Origin of the sequence: Streptomyces sp. NPDC051243 (assembly GCF_044455405.1) — a bacterium.
Lineage (GTDB): Bacteria > Actinomycetota > Actinomycetes > Streptomycetales > Streptomycetaceae > Streptomyces.
Genome location: NZ_JBITES010000002.1, coordinates 713,697 through 738,345, shown reverse-complemented (window position 1 = coordinate 738,345; position 24,649 = coordinate 713,697). Strand labels below are relative to the sequence as shown.

At 71.0% G+C, this 24,649-nt stretch carries 18 protein-coding genes; 5 read left to right on the top strand and 13 right to left on the bottom strand.

Annotated features, from left to right (window positions below; genetic code table 11):
* Positions 1-355: 355 nt before the first annotated feature.
* The gene (locus tag ACIBAG_RS07285; protein ID WP_399101913.1) at positions 356-1,363 is read right to left on the bottom strand and encodes a stage II sporulation protein M; all 1,008 of its coding nucleotides are present in this window, start codon (positions 1,361-1,363) and stop codon (positions 356-358) included.
* Positions 1,364-1,493: 130 nt separating this feature from the next.
* On the opposite strand from ACIBAG_RS07285, the gene ACIBAG_RS07280 reads away from it, so the two are divergent.
* Positions 1,494-2,534, top strand: coding sequence for an RDD family protein (locus ACIBAG_RS07280; protein WP_399101911.1), 1,041 nt, complete (start codon positions 1,494-1,496; stop codon positions 2,532-2,534).
* 242 nt (positions 2,535-2,776) lie between these two features.
* Here the strand turns inward: ACIBAG_RS07280 and ACIBAG_RS07275 are convergent, their stop codons facing one another.
* On the bottom strand, positions 2,777-3,391 hold the full coding sequence (locus ACIBAG_RS07275; protein ID WP_399101909.1) for a hypothetical protein: 615 nt from the start codon (positions 3,389-3,391) through the stop codon (positions 2,777-2,779).
* A 265-nt stretch (positions 3,392-3,656) separates the two neighbouring features.
* Entirely contained in the window at positions 3,657-5,114 is a 1,458-nt protein-coding gene (gene ahcY / locus ACIBAG_RS07270; protein WP_399101907.1) for an adenosylhomocysteinase, read from the bottom strand.
* A 526-nt stretch (positions 5,115-5,640) separates the two neighbouring features.
* On the opposite strand from ahcY, the gene ACIBAG_RS07265 reads away from it, so the two are divergent.
* On the top strand, positions 5,641-7,731 hold the full coding sequence (locus tag ACIBAG_RS07265; RefSeq protein ID WP_399101905.1) for a fructose-specific PTS transporter subunit EIIC: 2,091 nt from the start codon (positions 5,641-5,643) through the stop codon (positions 7,729-7,731).
* A gap of 271 nt (positions 7,732-8,002) precedes the next feature.
* On the top strand, positions 8,003-8,647 hold the full coding sequence (gene lepB / locus ACIBAG_RS07260) for a signal peptidase I (RefSeq protein ID WP_399101903.1): 645 nt from the start codon (positions 8,003-8,005) through the stop codon (positions 8,645-8,647).
* 70 nt (positions 8,648-8,717) lie between these two features.
* Here lepB and ACIBAG_RS07255 read toward each other — a convergent pair whose 3' ends face one another.
* From ACIBAG_RS07255 to ACIBAG_RS07225, 7 genes are all read right to left on the bottom strand, one after another.
* Entirely contained in the window at positions 8,718-9,698 is a 981-nt protein-coding gene (locus tag ACIBAG_RS07255) for a cation diffusion facilitator family transporter (RefSeq protein ID WP_399101901.1), read from the bottom strand.
* A 196-nt stretch (positions 9,699-9,894) separates the two neighbouring features.
* A complete protein-coding gene (gene manA / locus ACIBAG_RS07250; protein ID WP_399101899.1) occupies positions 9,895-11,046 on the bottom strand; it encodes a mannose-6-phosphate isomerase, class I in 1,152 nt (383 codons plus the stop codon).
* Positions 11,047-11,186: 140 nt separating this feature from the next.
* Positions 11,187-12,314: an SIS domain-containing protein gene (locus ACIBAG_RS07245; protein WP_399101897.1), complete on the bottom strand. Its 1,128-nt coding sequence runs from the start codon at positions 12,312-12,314 to the stop codon at positions 11,187-11,189.
* A gap of 337 nt (positions 12,315-12,651) precedes the next feature.
* Entirely contained in the window at positions 12,652-12,822 is a 171-nt protein-coding gene (locus ACIBAG_RS07240; RefSeq protein WP_399101895.1) for a Trm112 family protein, read from the bottom strand.
* 361 nt (positions 12,823-13,183) lie between these two features.
* Entirely contained in the window at positions 13,184-14,548 is a 1,365-nt protein-coding gene (locus ACIBAG_RS07235; protein ID WP_399101893.1) for a phosphomannomutase/phosphoglucomutase, read from the bottom strand.
* A gap of 114 nt (positions 14,549-14,662) precedes the next feature.
* Positions 14,663-16,279 carry an L-lactate permease gene (locus tag ACIBAG_RS07230; protein ID WP_399101976.1) on the bottom strand — a complete coding sequence of 539 codons (1,617 nt, stop codon included), beginning with the start codon at positions 16,277-16,279 and terminating at the stop codon, positions 14,663-14,665.
* Positions 16,280-16,493: 214 nt separating this feature from the next.
* Complete coding sequence (locus tag ACIBAG_RS07225) at positions 16,494-16,874, bottom strand: DUF3499 domain-containing protein (RefSeq protein WP_399101891.1); 381 nt, start codon at positions 16,872-16,874, stop codon at positions 16,494-16,496.
* A gap of 344 nt (positions 16,875-17,218) precedes the next feature.
* On the opposite strand from ACIBAG_RS07225, the gene ACIBAG_RS07220 reads away from it, so the two are divergent.
* Positions 17,219-17,668: a metallopeptidase family protein gene (locus ACIBAG_RS07220; protein ID WP_107050031.1), complete on the top strand. Its 450-nt coding sequence runs from the start codon at positions 17,219-17,221 to the stop codon at positions 17,666-17,668.
* 145 nt (positions 17,669-17,813) lie between these two features.
* Here the strand turns inward: ACIBAG_RS07220 and ACIBAG_RS07215 are convergent, their stop codons facing one another.
* The 3 genes from ACIBAG_RS07215 to ACIBAG_RS07205 all read right to left on the bottom strand — a co-directional run bounded on the left by ACIBAG_RS07215 (position 17,814) and on the right by ACIBAG_RS07205 (position 23,451).
* Positions 17,814-19,322, bottom strand: coding sequence for a DUF5719 family protein (locus ACIBAG_RS07215; RefSeq protein ID WP_399101889.1), 1,509 nt, complete (start codon positions 19,320-19,322; stop codon positions 17,814-17,816).
* A complete protein-coding gene (locus ACIBAG_RS07210) occupies positions 19,319-22,996 on the bottom strand; it encodes a glycosyltransferase family 2 protein (protein ID WP_399101887.1) in 3,678 nt (1,225 codons plus the stop codon). The genes ACIBAG_RS07215 and ACIBAG_RS07210 overlap by 4 nt, the downstream gene beginning before the upstream one ends.
* A 191-nt stretch (positions 22,997-23,187) precedes the next feature.
* Positions 23,188-23,451 (bottom strand): WhiB family transcriptional regulator, encoded by a 264-nt coding sequence (locus ACIBAG_RS07205; protein ID WP_003975777.1) that lies wholly within the window; start codon positions 23,449-23,451, stop codon positions 23,188-23,190.
* Between the two features lie 649 nt (positions 23,452-24,100).
* Here ACIBAG_RS07205 and ACIBAG_RS07200 point away from each other — a divergent pair.
* Complete coding sequence (locus ACIBAG_RS07200; RefSeq protein ID WP_399101885.1) at positions 24,101-24,607, top strand: cysteine dioxygenase; 507 nt, start codon at positions 24,101-24,103, stop codon at positions 24,605-24,607.
* Positions 24,608-24,649: the final 42 nt, after the last annotated feature.

The window sequence follows — 24,649 nt, the reverse complement described above, 5'->3', positions numbered from 1 at the left end:
CTCTCGGGCTTTCCTCCGGGCGCTTCCCTTCGGTCTTGCGTTTCCGACTCTATCAGATCTTTTCTCGATCCGATTTCCTCGGTGCTTTCCAGGTTCCCGCTCTCGCGTTTCCCTTTCCGGCGATTCCGACTTTATCAGAAGTTCCGGACCGGACTGACCAGCCACTCATTTCCGAATCATCGGGTGGGGCTTCTTGGGAATCGATGTTCCACCGAAGCAGATAGATTCTCGCTCCGCCCGGCTGGACTAGGTCCACCTCCAGGCAACTGTTCGAATCTACCTCCCCAGTCGCTCCGTGTCAACGGCTCTTGTGGGGCGAAGAGGAGACTAGCAGTTCAACGGGGGTGTCCGCACATCAGGCCGCCGTTGGAACGGCAGCGCTGCGCTCGGCCGCCTCGACGTCGCCCGTCTCTCCGGCTCGGGCGGCACGGCCGCCGAGGACATAGACGTATGCGAGGAAGGCAAGCTCAGCGACGACGCCGATGCTGATGCGAGCCCATGTCGGTAGGCCCGAGGGAGTGACGAAGCCTTCGATGGCGCCGGAGACGAAGAGAACCAGGGCGAGGCCTATCGCCATGCCGATCGCGGCTCGGCCTTCCTCTGCAAGGGCTGAGCGTCGGGTGCGGGGGCCGGGGTCTATGAGAGTCCAGCCGAGGCGCAGGCCGGTGCCGGCGGCTACGAAGACCGCGGTCAGTTCGAGGAGACCATGCGGCAGGACAAGGCCGAGGAAAGTGTCCAGGCGTCCTGCCGAGGACATCAGGCCGAAGCCGACACCGAGGTTGAGCATGTTCTGGAAGAGGATCCAGAGGACCGGGAGGCCGAGGAAGACACCAAGGATCAGGCAGAGGGCGGCGGCCCAGGCGTTGTTCGTCCAGACCTGGGCGGCGAAAGAGGCCGCGGGGTGGCTGGAGTAGTACGTCTCGTACTGGCCGCCGGGGCGGGTGAGCTCGCGGAGTTCGCTGGGAGCCGCGATGGTCGCCTGTACGTCGGGGTGGGTGCCGATCCACCAGCCCAGGAGAGCCGCGACGAGGGTGGAGAGGAGTGCTGTGGGTACCCACCAGTGCCGCGAACGGTAGACCGCGGCCGGGAAACCGTGGGCGAGGAAGCGGGTGACGTCGCGCCAAGAGGCGCGTCGAGTGCCTGTCACGGCACTACGCGCGCGTGCCACCAGCTGGCTGAGCCGGCCCGTCAACTGCGGATCGGGGGCGCTGGACTGGATCAGGGAGAGGTGGGTGGCCGTGCGCTGGTAGAGGGCGACGAGTTCGTCGGCTTCTGCGCCGGTGAGACGGCGCTGGCGCCCGAGCAGGGCTTCGAGGCGGTCCCACTCGGCTCGGTGGGCAGTGACGAAGACGTCGAGGTCCATCTGCTTTTCTGCTCCCCGGCTGTTCGTCGGCGACTCGTCGTGGATGTCAGCTTGTCGTACTGCGACGCGATGCGCCCTCAGCTTGGCAGACTGGCCATTCGAGGGGCAGGTCAGGGGAAGGATGAATGGCGTGAGTGAGCTGGTGACGGGTGAGGCGGTGGCGCTCGAGTTGCGCCCCGCGAAGCTGCCCAGCAGGGCGCTGGCCGTCCTGGTCGATCTGGCCGTGGTCGTGATCGCCTATATCGCCGTGACCATTGGCGTGGTGGCTGCCACCGCCTCTTTGGACGAGGCTGCGCAGACCGCGCTGTCGATCGCGATGTTCGTTTTGTTGCTGGTCGGCGGGCCGATCGCGGTGGAGACCCTCAGCCATGGACGTTCGCTGGGGAAGTTGGCGTGCGGGCTGCGCGTGGTTCGTGACGACGGCGGGCCGATCCGGTTCCGGCACGCGTTGGTGCGGGGTCTCATCGGGGTGATCGAAATTCTGATGACGCTCGGTGTCGTCGCCGTCATCGCTTCGCTGGTGTCCGCTCGCGGTCGGCGGCTCGGTGATGTCTTCGCCGGGACTCTTGTCGTGCGGGAGCGTGTGCCCCTGGCGCGGACGGGCTTCGTTCCCCCGCCTCCGCCCTGGTTGGCCGGACGGTTCTCGGGGCTTGACCTGTCGGCGGTTCCCGATGGGCTGTGGCTCGCGATTCGCCAGTACCTGACGCGCATGCGGCAACTCGACCCGCAGGTCAGCTGGAGCATGGCGGAACAGCTTGCGACGGACCTCGCGGCGCGGACCGGTACCCCGGCGCCGCAAGGCGTGCCGCCGGCCGCGTTTCTGGCGGCCGTTCTGCAGGAACGGCAGACGCGAGAGGCTCGGCGCACCTTCGGGAACGGGCCGGGGGCGGCTGCTGGTGTCGGTGCTGCGGGTGGCGCCGGGGCTGTGGTGGGCGGGGCCGGGCCTGCCGCTGGTGCATCGGGACCGTACGGCCCGCCGGTCGTCCCACCCGCTGCTGTGCCTCCCCCCGGTGCGCACGGTGCGGGGGCGGCTGCGGTCGGCGGTCAGTCGGGAGGCGGAGCGGTGGGGGATCGTTCCCCCGTACCGCGGGACCTCGTCGAAGAGGCCCCCGCGCCGCAGGACGCGGCCTCGGCCGACGGGCGCGCGACCGGGTTCGTACCACCGGCGTAGATCCTTTCCGCACCAAGCGCGGGGCGTCTGTGCCCAGCGCGGGGCGCCGCGACGAACTGGCGGTCGCGTGGTCCAGCACCGCGTGGCCCCGCACCGGGCATGCGATCTTCCCGGCTCCCCGGCCCGCTCCCGGGCCGCCTACTTCCCCGCCCGGCTTTCCCATCGACTCATCTGCCAACCCGTCTGCTGCCAACCCGTCTGCTGTCCACCCGTCTGCTGTCCACCCGTCTGCGCGGCCTCGCTCAAGCGAACGTGGACGGCGGTGATTCCAGGTCCTCCAGTTCGATGCCGGGGGCCGCGAGGACCACGTCGCCCGCGATGTGTACGGCGTGCTGTTCGCCCGTGTCCAGGGCTGTGACCTGGTATTCGTCCACGGTCAGGGGGGCGTTGTCAGTGGCGTGTGTTTCTCTGTTCACCAAGGCCCAGGACTGGTCCACGGTGCGCGGGGCGAGGACCGGGTCCGTGAAGGCCACGAGGCGTACGCGGGTTGCCGAGGCGGAGGGGGTGAGGCGCAGGAGACGAGTGGTGGCGATGAGGAACGCGGGGGATGTTCCGGTGAAGGCATGGGCGCGCACATTGCCTTCCGTGGCGTGAGCCCCGGTGGGGTCGGTGCGGACCCAGGTGACGCCGTCGAGGGCGGCACCGCGTACCTGCCAGCCTCCGGCGTGGAGTTCGAGACGGATGGGGCGGCCGAGTTCGTCCAGGGCGAGGTCGACGGAGCCGCTGTGATCGCCCGCGGGGGTGGTCAGCTGGGAGACGTAGCGCCAGCCGGAAGGGCCGGGGGCGCAGTGGAAGTGCTCGTCTGCGAGGGGGGTGTGATCGTGCGGATCATGGAGCGAATAGCGGCCGCGGGGCATCGGGGTCCTGGGTCTTGACGGGCTGGTCCGGCCACACGGCCAACGGGCCGCATGAGCCAAAGGGGCAGGCCCCCGGCACGGGGGTGCGGGGGCCTGCCTCTGAGGACTTGCTGCTGAGGGACGCGCCAGTGCGCGGGCGCGCCCGCCGGGAGCCACCATGCGGACCGCGTTCGCCGGAGGTTGCCGTACGCCTTACGAACTTGGTCGCACGGCAACCTGGCTCACGCCGATCGGCGACGACGAGTCGGTCCGGTGGCGGTTCGGCTCAGTAGCGGTAGTGGTCCGGCTTGTACGGGCCCTCGACCTCGACGCCGATGTACGCGGCCTGCTCGGGGCGGAGCGTCGTCAGCTTCACGCCGAGCGAGTCCAGGTGGAGGCGGGCGACCTTCTCGTCCAGGTGCTTGGGCAGCGTGTACACACCCGTCGGGTAGGCGTCGGGCTTGGTGAACAGCTCGATCTGGGCCAGCGTCTGGTCCGCGAAGGAGTTGGACATCACGAACGACGGGTGCCCGGTGGCGTTGCCCAGGTTCAGCAGGCGGCCCTCGGAGAGGACGATGATCACCTTGCCGTCGGGGAAGGTCCAGGTGTGGACCTGCGGCTTGACCTCATCCTTGACGATGCCCGGGACCTTGGCGAGGCCGGCCATGTCGATCTCGTTGTCGAAGTGGCCGATGTTGCCGACGATGGCCTGGTGCTTCATCTTGGCCATGTCCGAGGCCATGATGATGTCCTTGTTGCCGGTCGTGGTGATGAAGATGTCGGCCTTGTCGATGACCTCGTCGAGGGTCGTGACCTGGTAGCCGTCCATCGCCGCCTGGAGGGCGCAGATCGGGTCGATCTCGGTGACGATCACGCGGGCGCCCTGACCGCGCAGGGACTCCGCGCAGCCCTTGCCCACGTCGCCGTAGCCGCAGACGACCGCGGTCTTGCCGCCGATGAGGACGTCGGTGGCGCGGTTGATGCCGTCGATCAGGGAGTGGCGGCAGCCGTACTTGTTGTCGAACTTCGACTTGGTGACGGCGTCGTTGACGTTGATCGCCGGGAACAGGAGGGTGCCGTCGCGCTGCATCTCGTACAGGCGGTGGACGCCGGTCGTGGTCTCCTCGGTCACGCCGCGGATCTCGGAGGCCAGCTGGGTCCACTTCTGCGAGCCGTCCGTGATGGTGCGGTGCAGGAGTTCGAGGATGACGCGGTGCTCGTCGGACTCGGCGGTGTCGACGTCCGGGACCTTGCCGTCCTTCTCGTACTCGACGCCCTTGTGAACGAGGAGGGTGGCGTCACCGCCGTCGTCCAGGATCATGTTCGGGCCGCCCGTGGGGGTGTTCGGCCAGGTCAGGGCCTGCTCCGTGCACCACCAGTACTCCTCCAGGGTCTCGCCCTTCCAGGCGAAGACCGGGATGCCCTGGGGGTTGTCGGGCGTGCCGTTCGGGCCGACGGCGATCGCGGCGGCGGCGTGGTCCTGGGTGGAGAAGATGTTGCAGGACGCCCAGCGGACCTCGGCGCCGAGGGCGGCCAGGGTCTCGATGAGGACGGCGGTCTGCACGGTCATGTGCAGGGAGCCGGTGATGCGGGCGCCGGCCAGCGGCTGCGCCTCGGCGTACTCCTTGCGGATCGCCATCAGGCCGGGCATCTCGTGCTCGGCGAGGGTGATCTCCTTGCGGCCGAACTCGGCCAGGGAGAGGTCGGCGACCTTGAAGTCCTGTCGGTTCTCGACAGTCGTCATTACGAGCTGCTCCTCGGGGTTGGGTCGAGGGTGGGTACGGCTGGTCTGCGCGGCGGCGGACACAGGGGTGCCCGAAGAGGACACAGGCATGCCCGCGTACGCGCAGCGCAGTCCGTCGGAGGCCCTCTCTCCCTCGGTCGGTCCGTGTCGGGACCGCCCGACCGCCATCAGCAGCGACGTCTGGCTCTGTCCCAAGCTACACCGGGAGGTCCGGGCGGCCCCAGTCCGCCTGCGTACAGATCGCGCCATCAAGGGGCTGTGGTCGGGTGGGGCGGGGGTTGTTCATGGGGTGATGGCGGGTGGATGGCGCACGGGTGTGGGGGTGATGGGCGGGAGCGATAACGGGACACCAACGAAGGGTGGGCGGGAGGCGGCGAACCAGGAGTATTGGGGGTCTTCCGGCCTTTGAGCCTGCGGCGAGGTGGTGCAGGATGCCCAGGAGATCCGAGGAGATCTGAACAACTGATCGATCTTGCGGGACGTCCGGGACGGCGTTTCCGCATGACAAAGGCGTTAGGAGATCGATGTGACCAGTCCGGCCGGCCCTCCCCCCACGGGCGGTGGTGGCGAGCGGAAGCGGTTGAAGCTGCTCGCGGTGACCGCCTGCCCGACCGGCATCGCCCACACGTACATGGCGGCTGAGAAGCTCGCGCAGGCGGGCGAGAGCCGCGGTATCGAGATGAAGGTGGAGACCCAGGGATCCATCGGGGCTGAAAATGTCCTCGATGACAACGATGTCAAAAGCGCGGACGGCGTCATCGTCGCCGCGGACAAGGACGTGGACCTGAGCCGTTTCGTCGGCAAGCGGGTCCTCACCGTCGGGGTGGCGGAGGGCATTCACCACCCGGAGCGGCTGATCGAGCAGGTGCTGTCGGCGCCCGTGCACACGACAGGGGGCGCCCCCACGGCCTCCGCGGCCGGCGGCGGCAAGGAGCGGAGCGTCGGCTACAAGGCGCTGATGAACGGGGTCAGTTACATGATCCCGTTCGTCGTGGTCGGCGGGCTGCTGATCGCGATCTCGCTCTCGCTCGGCGGGCACACGGACCCGTCGGGCGGTCTGGTCATCCCGAAGGACTCCTTCTGGATGGATGTGAACAACATCGGCGTCATCGGCTTCACGCTGATGGTGCCGATCCTGTCCGGGTACATCGCGTACGCCATCGGGGACAGGCCCGCCCTCGTGCCCGGCATGATCGGTGGCTGGATCGCCAACACCGGTGAGCTGTACGACTCCAAGGCCGGGGCGGGCTTCATCGGGGCGATCGTGACCGGGTTCCTCGCCGGGTACCTGGTGCTGTGGATCAAGAAGGTCAAGGTCCCCAAGTTCGTGCAGCCGATCATGCCGATCATCGTGATCCCGATCGTGGCGACGACGGCGCTCGGGCTGTTCTTCATCTACGTCATCGGCAAGCCGATCTCCTGGGTTTTCGAGCATCTGACCAGCTGGCTGAGCGGAATGACGGGCGCCAGCGCCGTGCTGCTCGGCGCGATCCTGGGGCTCATGATCGCGTTCGACATGGGCGGGCCGGTCAACAAGACGGCGTTCCTGTTCGGCGCCGGGCTCATCGCGACCGGCAACCAGACGGTCATGGGCATGTGCGCGGCCGCGATCCCCGTGATGCCGCTGGGTCAGGGCCTGGCCACGCTGATCCGGAAGCGGCTGTACACCGAGCAGGAGCGGGAGACGGGGCTCGCCTCGCTGTTCATGGGCTGCTTCGGCATATCCGAGGGAGCGATCCCGTTCGCCGCGGCGCGACCCGCCCAGGTCATCCCCGCCAACATGCTGGGCGGCGCGGTCGCCGGCGCCGTCGCCGGGATCGCGGGCGTCGAGGACGCGGTGCCGCACGGCGGGCCGATCGTGGCCGTGCTGGGCGCGGTGAGCGGCGTGCCGATGTTCTTCGTGGCCGTGGTGATCGGCTCGGTCGTCACCGCGCTGACCACGGTCGCTCTGGTCGACCTCGGTGAGCGCAAGCGGCGCGGGGAGGCCGTCGTCGGTGCGGGTACGGCCGGGGCCGAGCCAGTGCTGGTCGGGGCGGGCGTCGGAGGGCCCGGAGCCGGTGCCGTCGGCGAAGTGCCGGGTGCCGCCGGTGCCGTCGTAGGGCAGCGGGTCGTCCATGGGGCAGAGGCAAGCGAAACGGCGGATGCCGGTGGTGCCCGGGCCGAGGTCCTCTCCGGTCATCTCACCGAGCAGTCTGTGAAGGTCGAACTCGGCGCGGGCGACAAGGAGTCCGCGATCCGTGAGATGGCCGACTTGCTGGCGCGCACCGGGAAGGTCGCGGACGTCGGCGAGCTGGTGGCGACCGCGCTGCGGCGGGAGGCGCAGGGGACGACCGGGCTCGGTGAGGAGATCGCGATTCCGCATGCCAAGACCGATGCGGTGACCGCGCCGGTCGTCGGTTTCGCGCGGTCGGCGCAGGGCGTCGAGTGGGGCTCGCTGGACGGTACGAAGGCGAGGCTGGTGTTCATGATCGCCGTACCGGAGGCGGCCGCGGGTGACGAGCATCTGCGGATTCTGGCGCTGCTGTCGCGGAAGTTGACGGACGCGGGGTTCCGGGAGCGGCTGCTGGCCGCGCCGGACGAATCGGCCGTCCTCGGGGTGCTGCGCGAGGTCGGGTAACCGTGGGCCGGGTCTGCGCCCGGGCCGGGTCCGCGCCCGCGGTCGGGGCGCGGGCCCACGGTCGGGGCGCAGGCCCGCGGTCGGGGCGCGGGCCCACGGTCGGGGCGCAGGCCCGCGGTCGGGGCGCAGGCCCGCAGTCGCGCGCGGCCCTGGTCAGGTTGGCCCGCACGGCCTGTACACAGTGATCCGCTACCCTCAGCGCCCGCGGACGGGCCGCGTGGAGGGGGACGTGATGGCGGGCAAAGGGCGGGGACTGGGGATAGCAGCCGTCGTGGTGGGGCTGATTGGGCTGCTGTTGGGGCTGGGCGGTTTCGGCTACGCGCGGTACGCCTTCGGTGGGTCCGTCGTGTCGAGCGACAGCATGACGCCGACGTACGGGCCGGGCGACCGGCTCTTCTACGAGCGGATCGACGGAAGTGAGGTGCGGCGCGGGGATGTCGTGCTGTTCTCGGCGCCGGACCGGTACGGCTTCGACGGGCTGTTGATGGCGCGGGTCGTCGGCGTGGGCGGTGACCGTGTGGCGTGCTGCACGGGAGCGGCGACGGACGCCCGTGTCACCGTGAACGGGAAGCCGCTCGAGGAGCCGTATGTGAAGGGCGGGGACGTGCACGGCGGGTACCCCCCGCGCTACGACGTGCGGGTCCCCGACGGGCGGCTGTTCATGCTGGGCGACCACCGCGCGAACTCGCGGGACTCGCGGGCCTTCCTCGACGACCACGGCGGGACGCTTCCGGTGTCCGCGATCCGGGGGCGGGTGCTCGACGACTACACCGTGCCGGCGGTGCTCGGAACCGCGATGGTGATCGGCGTGGTGCTGGTGCTTGTCGGCATCGGGCTGGGTATCGCCGCCCTCGTCGTCCGGCGTAGGGCCCGGGCCGTGGTGCCGCCCCCGCCGCCATGGGCGGTGCAGGTCTGACGGAGCGGCCGCAGGAGAAGGCCGAGGGGCCCGCCGGGATTCCGGTGGGCCCCTTCTGTGTGAGTCGGCGTCAGTGCCCGGCGTCGTGCGGCGTCGGTCCGCCGGGCGTCGCGTCGCGGTCGGCGCCCTTGGCCGCCTCCGCCTCGCTGTAGATGTCGGGCTCGAGGTAGATGACGCGGGCGATCGGGACGGCCTCGCGGATGCGGGCCTCGGCGGCGTCGATGGCGGAGGCGATCTCGGCGGCCGTGGCCTCGCTGCGGACGGCGATCTTGGCGGCGACCAGGAGCTCCTCCGGGCCGAGGTGGAGCGTGCGCATGTGGATGATGCGGGTGACCGCCTCGCCGTCGACGACGGCCGCCTCGATCTTCTGGACCTCCTCGACGCCCGCGGACTCGCCGAGCAGCAGCGACTTGGTCTCGATGGCCAGGACGACCGCGATCAGGACGAGCAGGATGCCGATGCAGATGGTGCCGATGCCGTCCCAGACGCCGTCGCCGGTGATCAGGGCCAGGCCGACGCCGCCCAGGGCGAGGATCAGGCCGACCAGCGCGCCGAGGTCCTCCAGGAGGACGACGGGCAGCTCGGGGGCCTTGGCGTGGCGGACGAACTCCTTCCAGGACTTCTTGCCCCGCAGGACGTTGGACTCCTTGATGGCCGTCCGGAAGGAGAAGGTCTCGGCGATGATCGCGAAGACGAGGACGCCGACCGGCCAGTACCAGTGCTCGATCTCGTGCGGGTGCTTGATCTTCTCGTAGCCCTCGTAGAGGGCGAACATGCCGCCGACCGAGAACAGGATGATCGAGACGAGGAAGGCGTAGATGTAGCGCTCGCGGCCGTAGCCGAAGGGGTGTTGCGGGGTCGCCTCGCGCTGGGCCTTCTTGCCGCCGACCAGCAGCAGTGCCTGGTTGCCGGAGTCGGCGAGCGAGTGCACGCCCTCGGCGAGCATCGATGACGAACCGCTGAACGCGAACGCCACGAATTTCGATGCCGCGATCGCGAGGTTGGCGGCGAGTGCCGCCACGATCGCCTTGGTACCGCCTGACGCGCTCATGTGTCGCGTTGTCCCTTCGCCTTCGTCTGCGTGCGTACGCCGTGCAGGACGTCGCCTGTCAACGGGCTCTGTTCAGAGGACTCGCCCGTCGTCTGCCGCAGGCTTCGCCCGTCTTCGGCTTTGCCCGTCCTTTGCCGGTGGGCCATTGTTGCAGCCCGGTCGGACAACGGCGCGCCGGGTCGTCGGATGCCCTCGGTCAGGCGACGACCGTGGCCCGGAAGACCGTACCGGCCCCGGACACTTCGGCCTTTTCGCCCGCCGGGACGAAGACGGAGGTGCCGGGGGTCAGTTCGTGTTCCCCCGCGCGGACGGAACCCGCGGTGCACAGCAGGATCTGCGGGGTCGCGCGCGTGAGGTCGTGGGCGACGGTGCCCTCCGGGAGGACGTACCGGGACAGGCGGAACTCGTCGATCGGGGTCTCGTAGACCTCCTCGCCGTCCGGGGCGGCCTCCGGGCGCAGCACGCCCGGGTCGCCCGCTGCGAAGCGGACGATGCGCAGGAGTTCGGGGACGTCGACGTGCTTGGGGGTGAGGCCACAGCGCAGGACGTTGTCGGAGTTGGCCATGATCTCGACGCCGAGGCCGTTGAGGTAGGCGTGCGGGATGCCGGCGCCGAGGTACAGGGCCTCGCCGGGCTGCAGGCGGACGTAGTTGAGGAGCATGGCGGCGATGACGCCGGGGTCGCCGGGGTAGTGGTGGGCGATGTCGGCGTACGGGGCGTAGTCGCCGCCGAGGCGGGAGCAGGCGGCTGCGGCCTCGGCGACGCTGCTTGCCATCTCGTCCGGGTCGGCGGTGAGGATCGCGGTGAGCACCTCGCGCAGGGCCGCGTCCTCGGGGTGGGCGTGCAGCAGGTCGACGTACGGCTTGAGGGAGTCGACGCCGAGGCCGTCCAGCAGGTCGGCGGCCTCGGCGGGGTCGCGGAAGCCGCACAGGCCGTCGAACTCGGTGAGAGCGCAGATCAGTTCGGGCTTGTGGTTGGCGTCCTTGTAGTTGCGGTGGCCCGCGTCCACGGGGATGTTGCGGCGCTCCTCGTCCTCGTAACCCTCCCTCGCCTGCTCCAGGTTCGGGTGCACCTGCAGGGAGAGCGGGGCGCCGGCGGCGAGGATCTTCAGGAGGAAGGGCAGGCGGGGGCCGAACTTCGCCACGGCCGCGGCGCCCAGTTCCCGCTCCGGGTCCGCCTCGATGACCTCGACGAGCGTGCCGCGCCCGGTGCGCGAGGGTGCGCCCGGGTGCGCGCCCATCCACATCTCCGCCTGCGGTTCGCCGGTCGGCTCGATGCCTAGGAGCTGCGGGATCGCGGTGGTGGAACCCCAGGCGTAGGGGCGGACGGTGTTGTCGAGGCGGTCCATGCGGTTGTCTGCCTGCTCTCTGTGCGGACGGCGCGGGTTCTCGTGGGCTGTCTTCGGTAGGACGCGGGTTCACCGTGGTTCACCCCGGGTACGACAGCCGGTTCCTTGTGGGTACGGCTGTCAGGGCGTCCTGGGATAGATCAGGCTCCCGAGGCGAGCGCCAGGTAAACGGCGGCGAAATCCGTGATGGCGATCAGTTCCGCGAGCGTCTCGAGTTCGCCGCCGGCCTCCGGTTCCAGTTCGCTGATCGGCGTGTCGTGGCTCAGGGCCAGGTCGCGGGCGGCGGGCGCGGCGGTGATTCCGCCGATCGGGCGGTCGCGCAGCAGCACCACGCGCGCGTGCAGTGCCGGTGTCTCCTCCACGCGGTCGCGGAAGAAGTCGTCCGGGTCGGCGCTCGCCGCGAGCCGGCCGGCGAGCAGGGCGCTGTGCGAGGCGAGCGCCTCGGGCAGTTCGGCGACGAGGCAGGGGTGGCCGGAGAGCTCGGCGAGCGCGGCGGCGAATCGGCGGCCGGCCGGGCCGGCGGAGACGCCCTCGGTCCAGATCAGGGGAAGCGCGTCGGCGAGTTCGGCCGCCAGGGTCTTGGCGGGGTTGCTGTAGGTCGCGATGGCGGGACCGCAGCGTTCGGCGATGTGGTCGAGGCGGTCGGCGATCTTCTCCAGGGCCTCGGGCGGGGCGGTGAGCAGGCCGGTGCGGTCCAGGAGGGCCAGGAGCGGTGTGAGCAGCGCCCACAGGACTCCGGGGGCTGAGGCGGCGAGGGGCGTGTCCTGCTCGTACGGGGCGGTCGCCATCGGTACGAACAGGCCGTGGTTGTCGTGCACCGCTTCGGTGAGCGGGGAGCGGGCGGGGGCCACGGCGACGACCGTGCAGCCGCGGCGGTACGCCTGCTCGGCGAGCAGGCTCAGGCCGGGTTCGCTGCCGTCGGGGGTGGTGATCAGCACCAGGTCCACGGAACCGGCCCAGCCGGGGAGCTCCCAGCGCAGGGCGCCCGCCGCGGGAGCGACGCCGGAGGGGGCCAGTCGGGTGACGGGGCTGGTGGCGCCGGCGAGTGTGCCGAGGAGGTCGGCGACGCAGATGGCGGCGGCGCCGGGGCCCGCGATGAGGATGGCGCGGGGGCGGCCGTCGGGCTTGAGGTCGTTGACGCCGGCCTCGGCGGCGTGCCGGGCGGCGGTGCGGACGCGGGCGCCTGCCTCGGCCGCGCCGCGGAGCAGGGCGCGGTTGTCGGCCTCGGCGAGCGCCTCCGGCGCGTCGAGCAGCGATTCGTCGAGCATGGGCGACAGCCTCCGATCGCCGGGTCTTGTGGGGCGGGGCGGGTGTCTTGCGCGGGTGTGTTCGCCGGGGTGCCGGTGGGGGCGGCTTGAGGGTGCGCGGGCGGGGACTGGCTGCTTCGGCTTCGGGAGCACGGGTGCGGTGGTCGGTCGTCTTGGCGCCGGTGACCCTGGGTCTTTACGACGGTGACCCGGAGGTCTTTACGACGGTGTCCCGGAGGTCTTTACGACGGTGTCCGTGGCGTTTCTGCGCCGGTGGGCGGGCGTGTTCACGCCGGTCGGCGTGGCGCCTCTACGACGGTGACCTTGGCGTCCTTACGCCGGTGGCCGTCGCCTCGCGTCATGCGGGGCGGCGGGCCTCGTCCACGAGCAGAACGGGGATGCCGTCGCGGACCGGGTACGCCAGGCCGCAGTTCTGGCCGGTGCAGATCAGCTCGGCGTCCTGCTCCTTGAGGGGGGCGTGGCAGGCCGGGCAGGCGAGGATCTCCAGGAGGGCGGCTTCCAGGGGCATGAGGGGTCCCTTCTGGGGTGGGTGGGTGCGGTGCGTGCGTGTGTGCGGATGTGCCTGGTCAGCGTACCGCCGGTGGGGGCGGGGTGCCGGGGTTGGCGGGGAGGGCGGGGAGGTGGGTGCGGGAGTGGGGGTGGGGCGAGTGGGGGACGCGGGGGTGGAGCGAGTGGGGGTGCGCGTTTGGATTTCTCGCCCCCGCCGCCCCTGCCCGTCCCATCCCCCAGGGGCGCTGCCCCTTCGACCCCGGCCCTTTCTGGGGGCTGCCGCCCCCAGACCCCCGCTTCGGCCCCGAAAGGGCCTCGTCCTCGAACGCCGGACGGGCTGGGACATGCCGACCGGCGCCTAGAGGTGAGCCTTCTTGGGCTCAGCCCCTGATGATCGCCAGCGCCTCGTCCCGCACCTTCGCCATCGTCGCCTCGTCGCGCGCCTCCGCGTTCAGGCGCAGCAGCGGCTCCGTGTTGGACGGGCGGACGTTGAACCACCAGTCGGCGGCCGTGACGGTCAGGCCGTCGAGTTCGTCCAGTTCCACGCCCTCCTTGCCCTCGTACGCGGCCTTGATGGCTGCCAGGCGGCCCGCCTGGTCGGCGACCGTGGAGTTGATCTCGCCGGAGCCGGTGTAGCGGTCGTACTGGGCGACCAGCGACGAGAGAGGGCCCTCCTGGCCGCCGAGGGCCGCGAGGACGTGGAGGGCGGCCAGCATGCCCGTGTCGGCGTTCCAGAAGTCCTTGAAGTAGTAGTGGGCGGAGTGCTCGCCGCCGAAGATGGCGCCGGTCCTGGCCATCTCGGCCTTGATGAAGGAGTGGCCGACGCGGGTGCGCACCGGAGTGCCGCCGTTCTCCTCGACGACCTCCGGCACCGACCAGGAGGTGATCAGGTTGTGGATGATCGTGCCCTTGCCGCCGTGCTTGGCGAGCTCACGGGAGGCGACCAGGGCGGTGATGGCGGACGGGGAGACCGGGGCACCGTGCTCGTCGACGACGAAGCAGCGGTCGGCGTCGCCGTCGAAGGCGATGCCGAGGTCGGCGCCCTCCTCACGGACGCGCTTCTGGAGGTCGACGATGTTCGCCGGGTCCAGCGGGTTCGCCTCGTGGTTCGGGAAGGTGCCGTCCAGTTCGAAGTACATCGGGACGACGGTGAGGGGGAGGCCGGCGAAGACCGTGGGGACCGTGTGGCCGCCCATGCCGTTGCCCGCGTCGACGACGACCTTCAGGGGGCGGATGGAGGTCAGGTCGACGAGGGAGCGGAGGTGGGCCGCGTAGTCCTGCAACGTGTCCCGCTGGGTGATCGTTCCCGTCTTCGCAGCCGGTTGCGGGGCGCCCGACTCGGTCCAGCCCTCTACCAGTTCGCGGATCTCGGCGAGGCCGGTGTCCTGGCCGACCGGGGCCGCGCCGATGCGGCACATCTTGATGCCGTTGTACTGGGCGGGGTTGTGCGAGGCCGTGAACATCGCGCCCGGCAGGTTGAGCGCGCCCGAGGCGTAGTACAGCTGGTCGGTGGAGCACAGGCCGATCTCGGTGACGTCGACACCCTGCGCCGCGGCTCCGCGCGCGAAGGCGCGGGACAGGCCGGGCGACGAGGGGCGCATGTCGTGCCCGATGACGATCGCGCTCGCGCCGGTCACCTGCACGAAGGCGGCCCCGAAGAGCTCGGCCAGCGGCTCGTCCCACTGGTCGGGGACGACCCCGCGCACGTCGTACGCCTTCACGAGCTGTGACAGATCAGCGGCCACGGCCAACCCTCCTGAAAGTCCTGTCGGTCACCCCAAACTACCCGCCCTCACTGACAGTGCGCTGTGTGCCCACTGAGTGGACCCCGAGCCGTAACCTCAAGGTCAGCGCGGACGTCAGGGAAGCATCCAGTCCAGCACCGGTGAACTCTGTCCGACCACGATCAGACACATCACCAGCAGCAGGCCAAGACTCCACGGCAGGACGCGTCGCAGCAGGTCGCCCTCCCGGCCCGCGAGCCCCACGGCCGCGCACGCGATGGTGAGGTTCTGCGGCGAGATCATCTTGCCGAGCACACCACCTGAACTGTTGGCGGCGGCCAGGAGTTCCGGCGACAGCCCCGATTCCCGGGCCGCCGTCACCTGCAGGGCGCCGAACAGCGCGTTGGCCGAGGTGTCCGACCCGGACACGGCCACCCCGAACCAGCCCAGCACCGGCGACAGGAACGCGAGCCCGGCGCCGGCCGCCGCCACGAAGTAGCCGATGGTGGCGGCCTGCCCGGAGAGGTTCATGACGTACGCGAGCGCCAGCACCGACGTCACGGTGAGGATGGCGTACCTCAACTCGTGCACGGTCGAGGCCCACTCCTTGAGCGCCACGCGCGCGTGCACCCCGAGTACGACCGCCGTGCAGACCCCGGCGAGCAGCACGAGCGTGCCGCCGGTGGACACGATCGGCCAGCTGAAGACATTGCCTCCGACCGGCTCCCCGTCCGGGTCGGCGACGTCGAGGAAGGGCCAGTCGTACGTCTGGGTCGCCCCGGCCAGCCAGTCCTTGATGACGGGGATCTGCGCGATGGAGAAGATCACGACAATCAACCCGTAAGGCGCATACGCCCGCACGACCTCTCGCGGCGGGTCGTCCTCGTCCAGCTCCTCGCTCCGCGCCCCGGTCAGCACGGACGCGCGTACGGCCTCGGCGGCGGGCACGCGCGCGTGCGGTACGGCGACCAGGGCGCCCGCACCGGCCAGGGCGGCGCCGATGTCGGCGAGTTGGGCGGAGACGTAGTTCGAGGCGGCGAACTGTGCGACGGCGAAGGCGACTCCGCACACCACGGCGGGCACCCAGGTCTCCCGCAGCCCGCGCCGCCCGTCCACGAGCCCGACCAGCACGAGCGGCACGACCAGGGCCAGCAAGGGCGTCTGGCGCCCCACCACGGAGGCCACGTCGTCCAGCGGAAGTCCGGTGACCTGAGCCAGCGTCACCACGGGTGTGCCCATCGCTCCGAAGGCCACGGGCGCCGTGTTGGCGACCAGTGCGACGACCGCCGCGCGCACCGGCTCGAACCCGAGCGCCACCAGCATGACCGAACAGATCGCGACCGGCGCCCCGAAGCCGGCCAGGGCCTCCAGCAGGGCTCCGAAGCAGAACGCTACGACGAGCGCCTGGATCCGCGGATCGTCGGACAGCCGCCCGAACGACCGCCGCAGGATGTCGAAATGACGCGTCCGGACGGTCATCCGGTACACCCACAGGGCGTTGACGACGATCCACAGGATGGGGAACAGCCCGAACACGGCGCCCTGGGCGGCGCTGGAGAGCGTTTGGTCGAGTGGCATGCCGTACGCGAGCCAGGCGACCAGTACGGCCGCCAGAAGCCCCGTGAGCCCCGCCAGATGAGCCTTCGTCCGGACCCCGCCCAGCAGGACGAGGACGATCACCAGCGGCAGGGCGGCCACCAGTGCGGACAGGCCGAGCGAGTCGGCGACGGGTTCCAGTTTCTGGACGTACACGGGCGCCTCCCCGGATTTCGCCATGCGGAAAGCGATTTCTCGTTCCGGCATACGGAATGGTCGTGTCCGCGCCAAGCGCGCGTCAATGCCTGTGCGTCACTCAACGAAACGGGTTCGGAGCGAGCGCTCAGGGAAGGGCCGCACAGGCGCAGGAAAGGACCCGCCGAGGGAAGACGGGCACGGAAAGGAGCCCGCAAAGGGAGGAAAACGACCGTCAGTTGTCGGGCGAACGCAGCACTCGCAGATGGCCCCGCCGTGCGACTTCCATGGGGTCGGCGCCGCGCGCCCCGCCACCCCCACCGGCCTCGGCCGCCCGCTCCTGCGGACGGGCCGCCTCACGCACGGCGTTGGCAAGCGCTTCCAGGTCGTCGCCGCTCGGGCGGGCCGGAGCAGAGCCGTCCAGCAGCCGCACGACCTCCCAGCCGCGAGGGGCGGTGAGGCGCTCGGAGTGCTCGGCGCACAGGTCGTAGCAGTGGGGTTCGGCGTAGGTGGCGAGCGGGCCGAGGACCGCGGTCGAGTCGGCGTAGACGTACGTCAGCGTCGCTACGGCGGGACGGCCGCAAGCGGTGCGCGAACAGCGACGTACAGGGCTCACGACGTTGGACGGTACCGCACTCTTGAGCGGGCCGCGACGACTCTCCCCCAGGTCACTCCCCCGTGTCGTGCTGTGAAACACCCCACACGCCCCTTCCGTCCCACTCCACTGACCTGCGCGGAAGCCCTGTTCCGAGATCCCGAACGCGTTCCGAACCGGTCACCACTCGCTACAAACCCCAACATTTACCTCGAGCTCGTCGGTCTCGGAGAGAAGCGGAATCGAGCCCAACCTTGGCTGGAATGGTCATCTGCCGACATGCCGTACCGGCGGACGGACACCCGCCCCCGCCACCACACGCCGCTCGGACACGCGCCCGTCGCGAGGACTACCCTTCACCAGTGATGGACACCCCCGTACCGCCCCGTGCCGTCGGCCCCGGGCCCCGCCGCCGTGATCGTCACGGGCGGGGCATGCGCGGCCCGATCGCACCACCCCAGGTCCCGCTCGCCGCGAGCCGTGCCGACGCCTTCGCCGACCTCGTGCAGGACTCCGTGGAACGCCTCGAGCGCCGGTGGCCGCAGCTCGCCGACATCGATTTCCTGGTCCTCGAGGTGCCTCGGCTGGACGGTCCTGGCCGCACCTGGAACGACGAGGCGGTGCCTCTCGGCGGGACGATCCCTGCGCGCGAGGGGCGGCCGGCGCGGGTCGTCATCTACCGGCGGCCGGTGGAGATCCGCACCAAGGGGCGGGACGAGCGGGCGGCGCTGGTGCATGAGGTGGTCGTGGAGCAGGTGGCCGAGTTGCTGGGGCTGACGCCGGAGACGGTGGATCCGCGGTACGGGGAGGATTGAGGGCGTCGGGGTCGGCGTTACGGCGAGGACTGATGCCGTCGGCCGCGAGGCGCCCGGCGTCGGTGTGGGCCGAAGGTGGGTGCGCAGCCCGGCGCTACGGGGTGCCGCGCGGCGGCCGCGGTTCGGCTGGGCGCCCGCTGACGGCCTACTTCTGCAGCACCGACAGGTCCTCGTCCGCCTCCGGCACCGCCACCATCCCCCGGTCGTCCGGCAGTGTCTGCACCGTGAAGGCCGGTACGCCCCCCGAGGTCACCGCGAGCGTCCGAGCGCCGTACACCGGGCCGCCCGACACGGTCTCGACGGTCAGCGCGTACGTGCCCTTCAAGCCGTTCGGGACCGGGATCTCCACGTCCTGTGTGGTCCCGGACTTGATCGTGTACGTCTTTGAGGACGCCGTGCCGCCCTCGCTGCCCGCGGACGCCGTGACCTTGACCTCGGCCGATCGGGAGGGCGCCGTGAGGGACAGGGTCGTGCCCTTCGCCCTGTTGTCGACCACCGTCGCCCGCGCGGCGATCGGTCGGCTCGCCGGGATGAAGGCCGTCTCCTGCTTGGCGCCCTCCCCACGGACCACCCGCACCGCCGCGACCACCGGTACGGCATGATCCGTGGGCGTCAGCACCAGCGATCCCGGCTCGCCCCGCATGACGTCACCGAGGTCGACCGCACTGGTCATACCCGCCTTGACGTGCAACGTCTCGTTCCCGGCGGGTGTGATCTCCCCGGACGGCGAGGCGAGCCGTACCTTCAAATCCGCGTCCGTGTCGCCCGGTGTGAAGGCGACGAGCCGCACGGCCTTGGCGTCCTTCGGGATGCCGGGGACCACGAGGCTTCCCGCCGGGTCGGCGGACGCGGCCAGCCAGTCCCCGCCCAGCTTGTCGTCCAGTGCCTGCACCGAAGCGCCCACCCGGCCGCTGCGCACACTCACGTGCACGGTCACGTTTTCCTGCTTCTCACCGGTGAGCGTCGACAGCAGGATCGGATCGTCGGAGCGCGGCGGAACGGTGTACTCCTCCCCCGCCGTCGCCTCCAGGGCACCGTCCTTGCCGTACAGCTCGATGTCGACGACGGCGGCGGAGTCGTCGGGGTTGGTCAGATGGACGTAGTCCGTACGGTCGGCCGCGGTGCTGGCGCCCGGGAACCAGAACTCGGTGTCCGGTGCGGTGCAGTTGACCCCCTGCAGCCCACGACCCGTGCCCGCCGCGACCTCCGTGCTCTCCTGCACGGTCCAGCCGGGCGCGAACTTCCCGTCGGCGCTCCCGATGAGCGCCGGTGAGTCCGACCCGGACACGTCCTCGGTGACCGGCGTGCCCGGCTCCTTGGCCGCCAGGACGGGCTTGCCGGCCTTGTCCGTGGCGTCGGCCTTCTCCCCCTTGGCGTCCGTCGCGCCGCCCGACTCCAGCGCACCGGACCGCAGTTCCGCCTTCCCCTCGCTCCCCGTCCCCTTGGTGACGGGTGTGAACGAGGTGTACGTCGTCTCGGCGAGGTCCGAGGTGCTCGGCGCCGGACACACCAGGCTCGAACGCTCCACGGGCAGCTCGGCGGCCGCCTTGGCGGTGTTCGTCCCGGACGCGTCCGGCGTGGTGAGCGCCGCGACGCCGGTTATGGCCGCGAGGGCCGTGACACCGGCGATCAGGGACAGGGTCGTGCGGTTCACTGCTGGCTCCCGTCGGAACGCTCACTGCCGTGCGGATGCGGCTGCGCCGGGTCGTACGTGGCGTCGTAACCCTGCTGGTACGTCTGGTCGTAGGAGGCGTCGTACGACGTGTCGTACGCCCCCGCCTGGGACTGCCCGCCGTACGCGTAGGGGTCGTACTGGCCGCCCTGGTACGGATCCGCCTGGTAGGACTGGTCGTAGGCGCCGCCCGGCGGGTACTGCCGGCCGTCCGCGTACTGCTCGCCGCTGTAGCCGCCGTACTCGGCGGCGCCCGCGTAGCCGGGGGTGTTCCAGTCGCCGTAGGACTGCTGCTGCGGAATCGCCGCGGCGGTCTCCTCCGCGGGAGGAGACGGGAACTCCCCTTCCTGACCGGACTCTTCGGTCTCGGCCTGGGCGCGCAGGCGGCGGGCTCGCCGTCCCTCGCCGGCCATGGCCTCGGCCGGGACGGCCTGCTCCTCGGGCAGGTCGTCGTCGATGTCACGGCGGCGTCCGGGCAGGGCCATCACGACGAGGACAAGGGCGAGGAAGCCCTGGGTCCACAGCCAGGCGGTGTGGCCGATCGGGTCGTCGTAGGTGACGTCCAGCCTGCCGCCCCCGGAGGGGAGTTCGAAGCCCTGGGCCCAGCCGTCGACCGTCGTCGGGGTGAGCGGCCGGCCGTCGAGGGTGGCCGTCCAGCCGTCGTCGGCGCTGTCGGCGAGGCGCAGGACGCGTCCCTCGGTGCCGGCGGGAATCGTGGTGTGGATCTCGACGGGCCCGGCGGCGACGGGCTGGGGCTCGGCCGAGCCGGACCCCGAATCGGCCTCGGAGACGATGGCCGCCCGCGACACCTGCCGGTCGACCCGCCACAGCGCGCTGCCGTTCTGCTCGCTCAGCCGCTCCAGTCCCGGCGTGGCGTCCAGCACGCGCGTGACGTCGCGGGGAGCGCCCTTGAGGACGAGGACGTAGCGCACCGCGAACGCGCCCAGTTGGTCGGCCTGGTCGGCGCCGGAGCCGGCGACGAGGTTGGCGACGATCTTGTCGAGCTTGGCGTTCTCCCCGTCGGCGGCGGCGAGTTCGGCGTCGCCGAGACGCGCGCCGGAGCCACGGACGAGCATGTAGCCGACCTGGGCCGTGGACTCGCTGTCGAGGACGAGGGTGCGGGCCTGGTCGCGGTTGCCGGCGTCCTCGGCGACGAACGCGGGCACCTGTACGGGGTCGCGCCGCTCCAGCGGTCCGTCGGCGCCGCGGATCATCCAGCCGGCGGCGACGAGCAGCGGGCCGGCGGCCGCGGCGAAGGCGACGAGGGCGGCGACCGGCTGGCGCCAGCCGAAGCTCTGCTCGGCCACGCGCGAGCGGGCCCCGTCGGCGCCGAGCAGCGCGGCGGCCAGGAGGGCGACGCCGTAGACGAGGGTCGCGGGGCCGGCCCAGGTGGAGCTGTTGGACAGGACCGCGAAGACGAGGCCTACCAGGGCGACCGCCCAGGCGGCCCAGATGCCGAACTGGCGCTCGGAGCGCAGCAGGGCGGCCAGGGCGGCCAGTACGACGCCGACGAGCATCAGTCCGCTGACGGTGCCGGGCCCGCCGGGGTTGGCGCCGAGCAGGTCCAGGGCGGAGGCGGTCGAGGAGCCGTACTCCAGTCCGGCCTCCTGGAAGAAGCCGAACGGAAGCAGCGACAGCGACCAGGGCGCGAGCACCAGCAGGGGCACGCCGAACTGGGCGAGGAAGCGCAGGCCGTACGCGGTGATGTCGGTGCGCCGCACGGCGAGCAGCCCGAGCCCGAGCACCAGCGCGATCGGCCAGACGATCGGCGTGAAGGCCGTGGTGATCGTCAGCAGCAGTGCGTACGCCCAGGTCGCGCGCCAACTGCCGCGTGCGCCGGGACTGTTCGCCAGTCCGCTCGCCGCGACGCCCGCGCGCGCGATGAGCGGCAGCAGGACGGCGAGTACGGCGGTGCCGATGCGGCCGCCGGCAAGGGCGCCCGTGGCGGCGGGCAGGAAGGCGTAGACGACGGCCGCCCACGCGCGCAGGAGGCGGGACTCGACGAGCGGGCGGGAGGCGAAGTAGGCGGTGAACCCGGCCAGCGGCACGGAGCAGACCAGCAGGATCGTGACCGCGAGCCCGGTCGAGCCGAGCAGGGTGGAGGCGAGCATCGCCACGATCGCGAGATACGGCGGCGCGGACGGGGTGTCACCGGCGCCGACCGGATGCCAGGCGTCCAGGTAACGGGACCACAGTTCGGCGGAGTCGGCCGGGGCGGGCAGCAGCGCGCCACCCGCGAGGGCGCCGCCGCCGAGGAGTTCGCGGCAGGCGATGAGCGAGACGAACAGGAGCACCAGGAAGAGCATCGGACCGGGGTTGCGGGCGATGCGCTTGAGGCGCGCGAACTGCTCTATCTCCATGAAGTCGGCGTCGTCGCCGCCGGGCCCGGACTCGATCGCGCCGCCGTGCCGGCCCGCTCCGGAGGCCACCTCGGGGTCGGAGCGGCCCACGACGCTGCTCGCGACCTGCTCGACGGTGGCCCGCACGGTCGCGCCGGGCGGCGGGAACAGCGCCCGTAGCTCGCCCTTGTCGATGACGGGATTCCCGCGCCTGCGCCGCCCGGCGATGATCCGCTCGGGCCGCAGCAACGTGCCCATGAGGCCGCGGATCTCGTCGAGGGCCTGTCCGGGGACCTTGCCCACGAGGTAGGCGAGGGTGCGCAGGACCGTGCCGAGGACGAGGCGCAGCAGGACCCAGGGCAGCACGGCCGTACGCGTGTTGACCAGGAGGGTGTAGACGGCGCCCGCCTTGTCGACCTTGTGCGGGGAGGCGGCGGTGCGGCCCACGCAGTCGACGGTGCGGCGCTCGCGGGAGGCGGCCTCGGCGTGTCGTACGACCGCCTCGGGGGCGATGAGGACGCGGTGTCCGGCGGCGGTGGCGCGCCAGCACAGGTCGACGTCGTCGCGCATGAGGGGCAGCCGTCGGTCGAAGCCGCCGAGTTGTTCGAAGACGTCCCGCCGGACGAGCATGCCGGCGGTGGACACGGACAGCACGGACCGGACGTGGTCGTGCTGGCCCTGGTCCTGTTCGCGGCGGTCCAGGCCGGTCCAGCGGCGGCCGGAGTTGGCGATGGTGACGCCGACCTCGAGGAGCTGCCGTCGGTCGTACCAGCCGCGCAGTTTGGGGCCGACGACGGCGACGTCGTCCCGCCCCAGTTCGTACTCGTTGTCCACGACCCGCAGCAGCTGGGCGAGTGCGTCGGGTTCGGGGGCGCAGTCGTCGTGCAGGAGCCACAGCCACTGCACCGGCTCTCCGTGCGGGAGTTCCGGCAGGTCGTAGGCGTCGTCGCGCCACGTGCGCGTGACGGGGTCCCAGCCGCTCGGCCGCTTCAGATAGGTCAGCTCGTCGGGGGTGAGGACCGGGGCCGTGCGGTTGGCCTCCTCGACGGCCTGGCCGAACCCGGTGCGCCGGGCGAGGTGCAGGACGCGGTCGGCGCCGAGGGCGTCGGTGACCAGTTGCGCGGAGTGGTCCGCGCTGCCGGTGTCGGCACCCACGGCGAACTGGACGGGGCGCTCCTGGCCGAGCAGCCCGGCGAGCGCGTCGGGCAGCCAGCGGGCGCCGTCATGGGAGACGAGCACCGCGGTCACCACATGACGCGGAAACTCAGGTGCGGCAGCGGAGTCGTGCTGGGCTGCCGGGTGGCTGTGCACGGACATCGAGGTACGGGCCCCGGTTCGATGGACTGCGGTGGACGCCTGTGCCCCGAGGGGACAACGGTGCGTCCCGGACGAGCGACCACACTATCGGCTGGGCATGAGAGCGGCCCGCCGCCTGTGGATAACCCACCCGCGACGGGCCGTACGTGCGTATGTACGTGCGGTTGTACGTGTCGTTCTGCGCCGTTTCGTCAGACGGCGGCCTTCTTCAGCCGGCGGCGTTCACGCTCGGACAGGCCGCCCCAGATCCCGAAGCGCTCGTCGTTGGCGAGGGCGTACTCGAGGCACTCGGAGCGGACCTCACAGGCGAGGCAGACCTTCTTGGCCTCGCGGGTGGAGCCGCCCTTCTCGGGGAAGAAGGACTCGGGGTCGGTCTGGGCGCACAGCGCGCGCTCCTGCCAGCCGAGTTCCTCGTCCGCGTCGTCGACCAGCAGTTGCTGCACCAGCTCGGTCATGTGCGCCCCTCGTCTGTCTTTCGCGTCCCCGTGATGTTGCCGTTACCGATTTCGGCTGAACGACACGAGTGAAATTACAAGTGTGCTGCTCCGGGCGAGTCAAGCCGAGATCTGCTATTGAGCCCCTTATTCACTCTGCGGAACCAAGGCCTAGCGGAAAGTGTTCAAATCGGCATAAACCTTGACAAGCAGATGAGGCCTGGGAGGGCCTCCGGCCCTCCACAGAGCCTGTACGGAAAAGGACGCCCAGAAGTTCGATCTCGTTGCACGCGTGCGTAGAAGCGAACTGGATCACAGTCGGATCACAGGATCACAACGACGCCCGTGCGCCGGTTGTGCGCCATGTGTCCCGGCTACTCCTGGAACAAACCTTTCACCACCAAGATGAACCGGATGAGGTGAAACCTGCGCCACATCGCCGGGCGTCGAGTTGACAGTGAAGGCATGAACCGGTGTCCTTGTGGGCATGCTCGCGAACTCGGCACTCACCTCGACCCGCACCGCCGGGTCCCACGGTGCTGCCCGCGCTCGCTGTAGCTGTTGCTGTCCCAGCTGTTGAGCCATCCCCGCTCCAGCTGGAGGCCGAGCCTTCATGACGCTCGGCTGCCGTTCCCTCTGACCTTCTTTCACTGAGGAACCACGACACCCCATGAACAGCGACAGCGACCTCCAGATCGCCGGCGACATCCTCGAAGTCCAGCACCTCCTCCAGGCACCGCGCGAGCACCCGGCCACCGTCGCCGACTTCGTCGGCCTGGCCCGCTCCATCGCCGCCGACCGGTCCCAGTGGGAGCACCTCGTCCGGTACGACGCGACCACCCGCTGGTACCACCGGCTGCGCACGGGCCCCGGCTACGAGGTGTGGCTGCTGTCCTGGGTGCCCGGGCAGGACAGCGGACTGCACGACCACGGCCGGTCCTCCGGCGTCCTGACGGTCCTGGACGGCACGCTCACCGAGCGCACGGAGCGCGGCACGCGCGCGTTGGCGGCGGGCACGCAGCGGGTGTTCGCGCCGGGTTATGTGCACGAGGTGGCGAACGACGCGCTGGAGCCCGCGGTCAGCCTGCACGTCTACTACCCGGGCCTGACCGAGATGCCGATGCACACCTCCACCGCCTGCGAGGCCCGTGTCGCACCGCGGCCGGTGACTGCCTGACGCGTTGTCGTACCCGCCTGCAAGACTTGCCCACCCGTCACC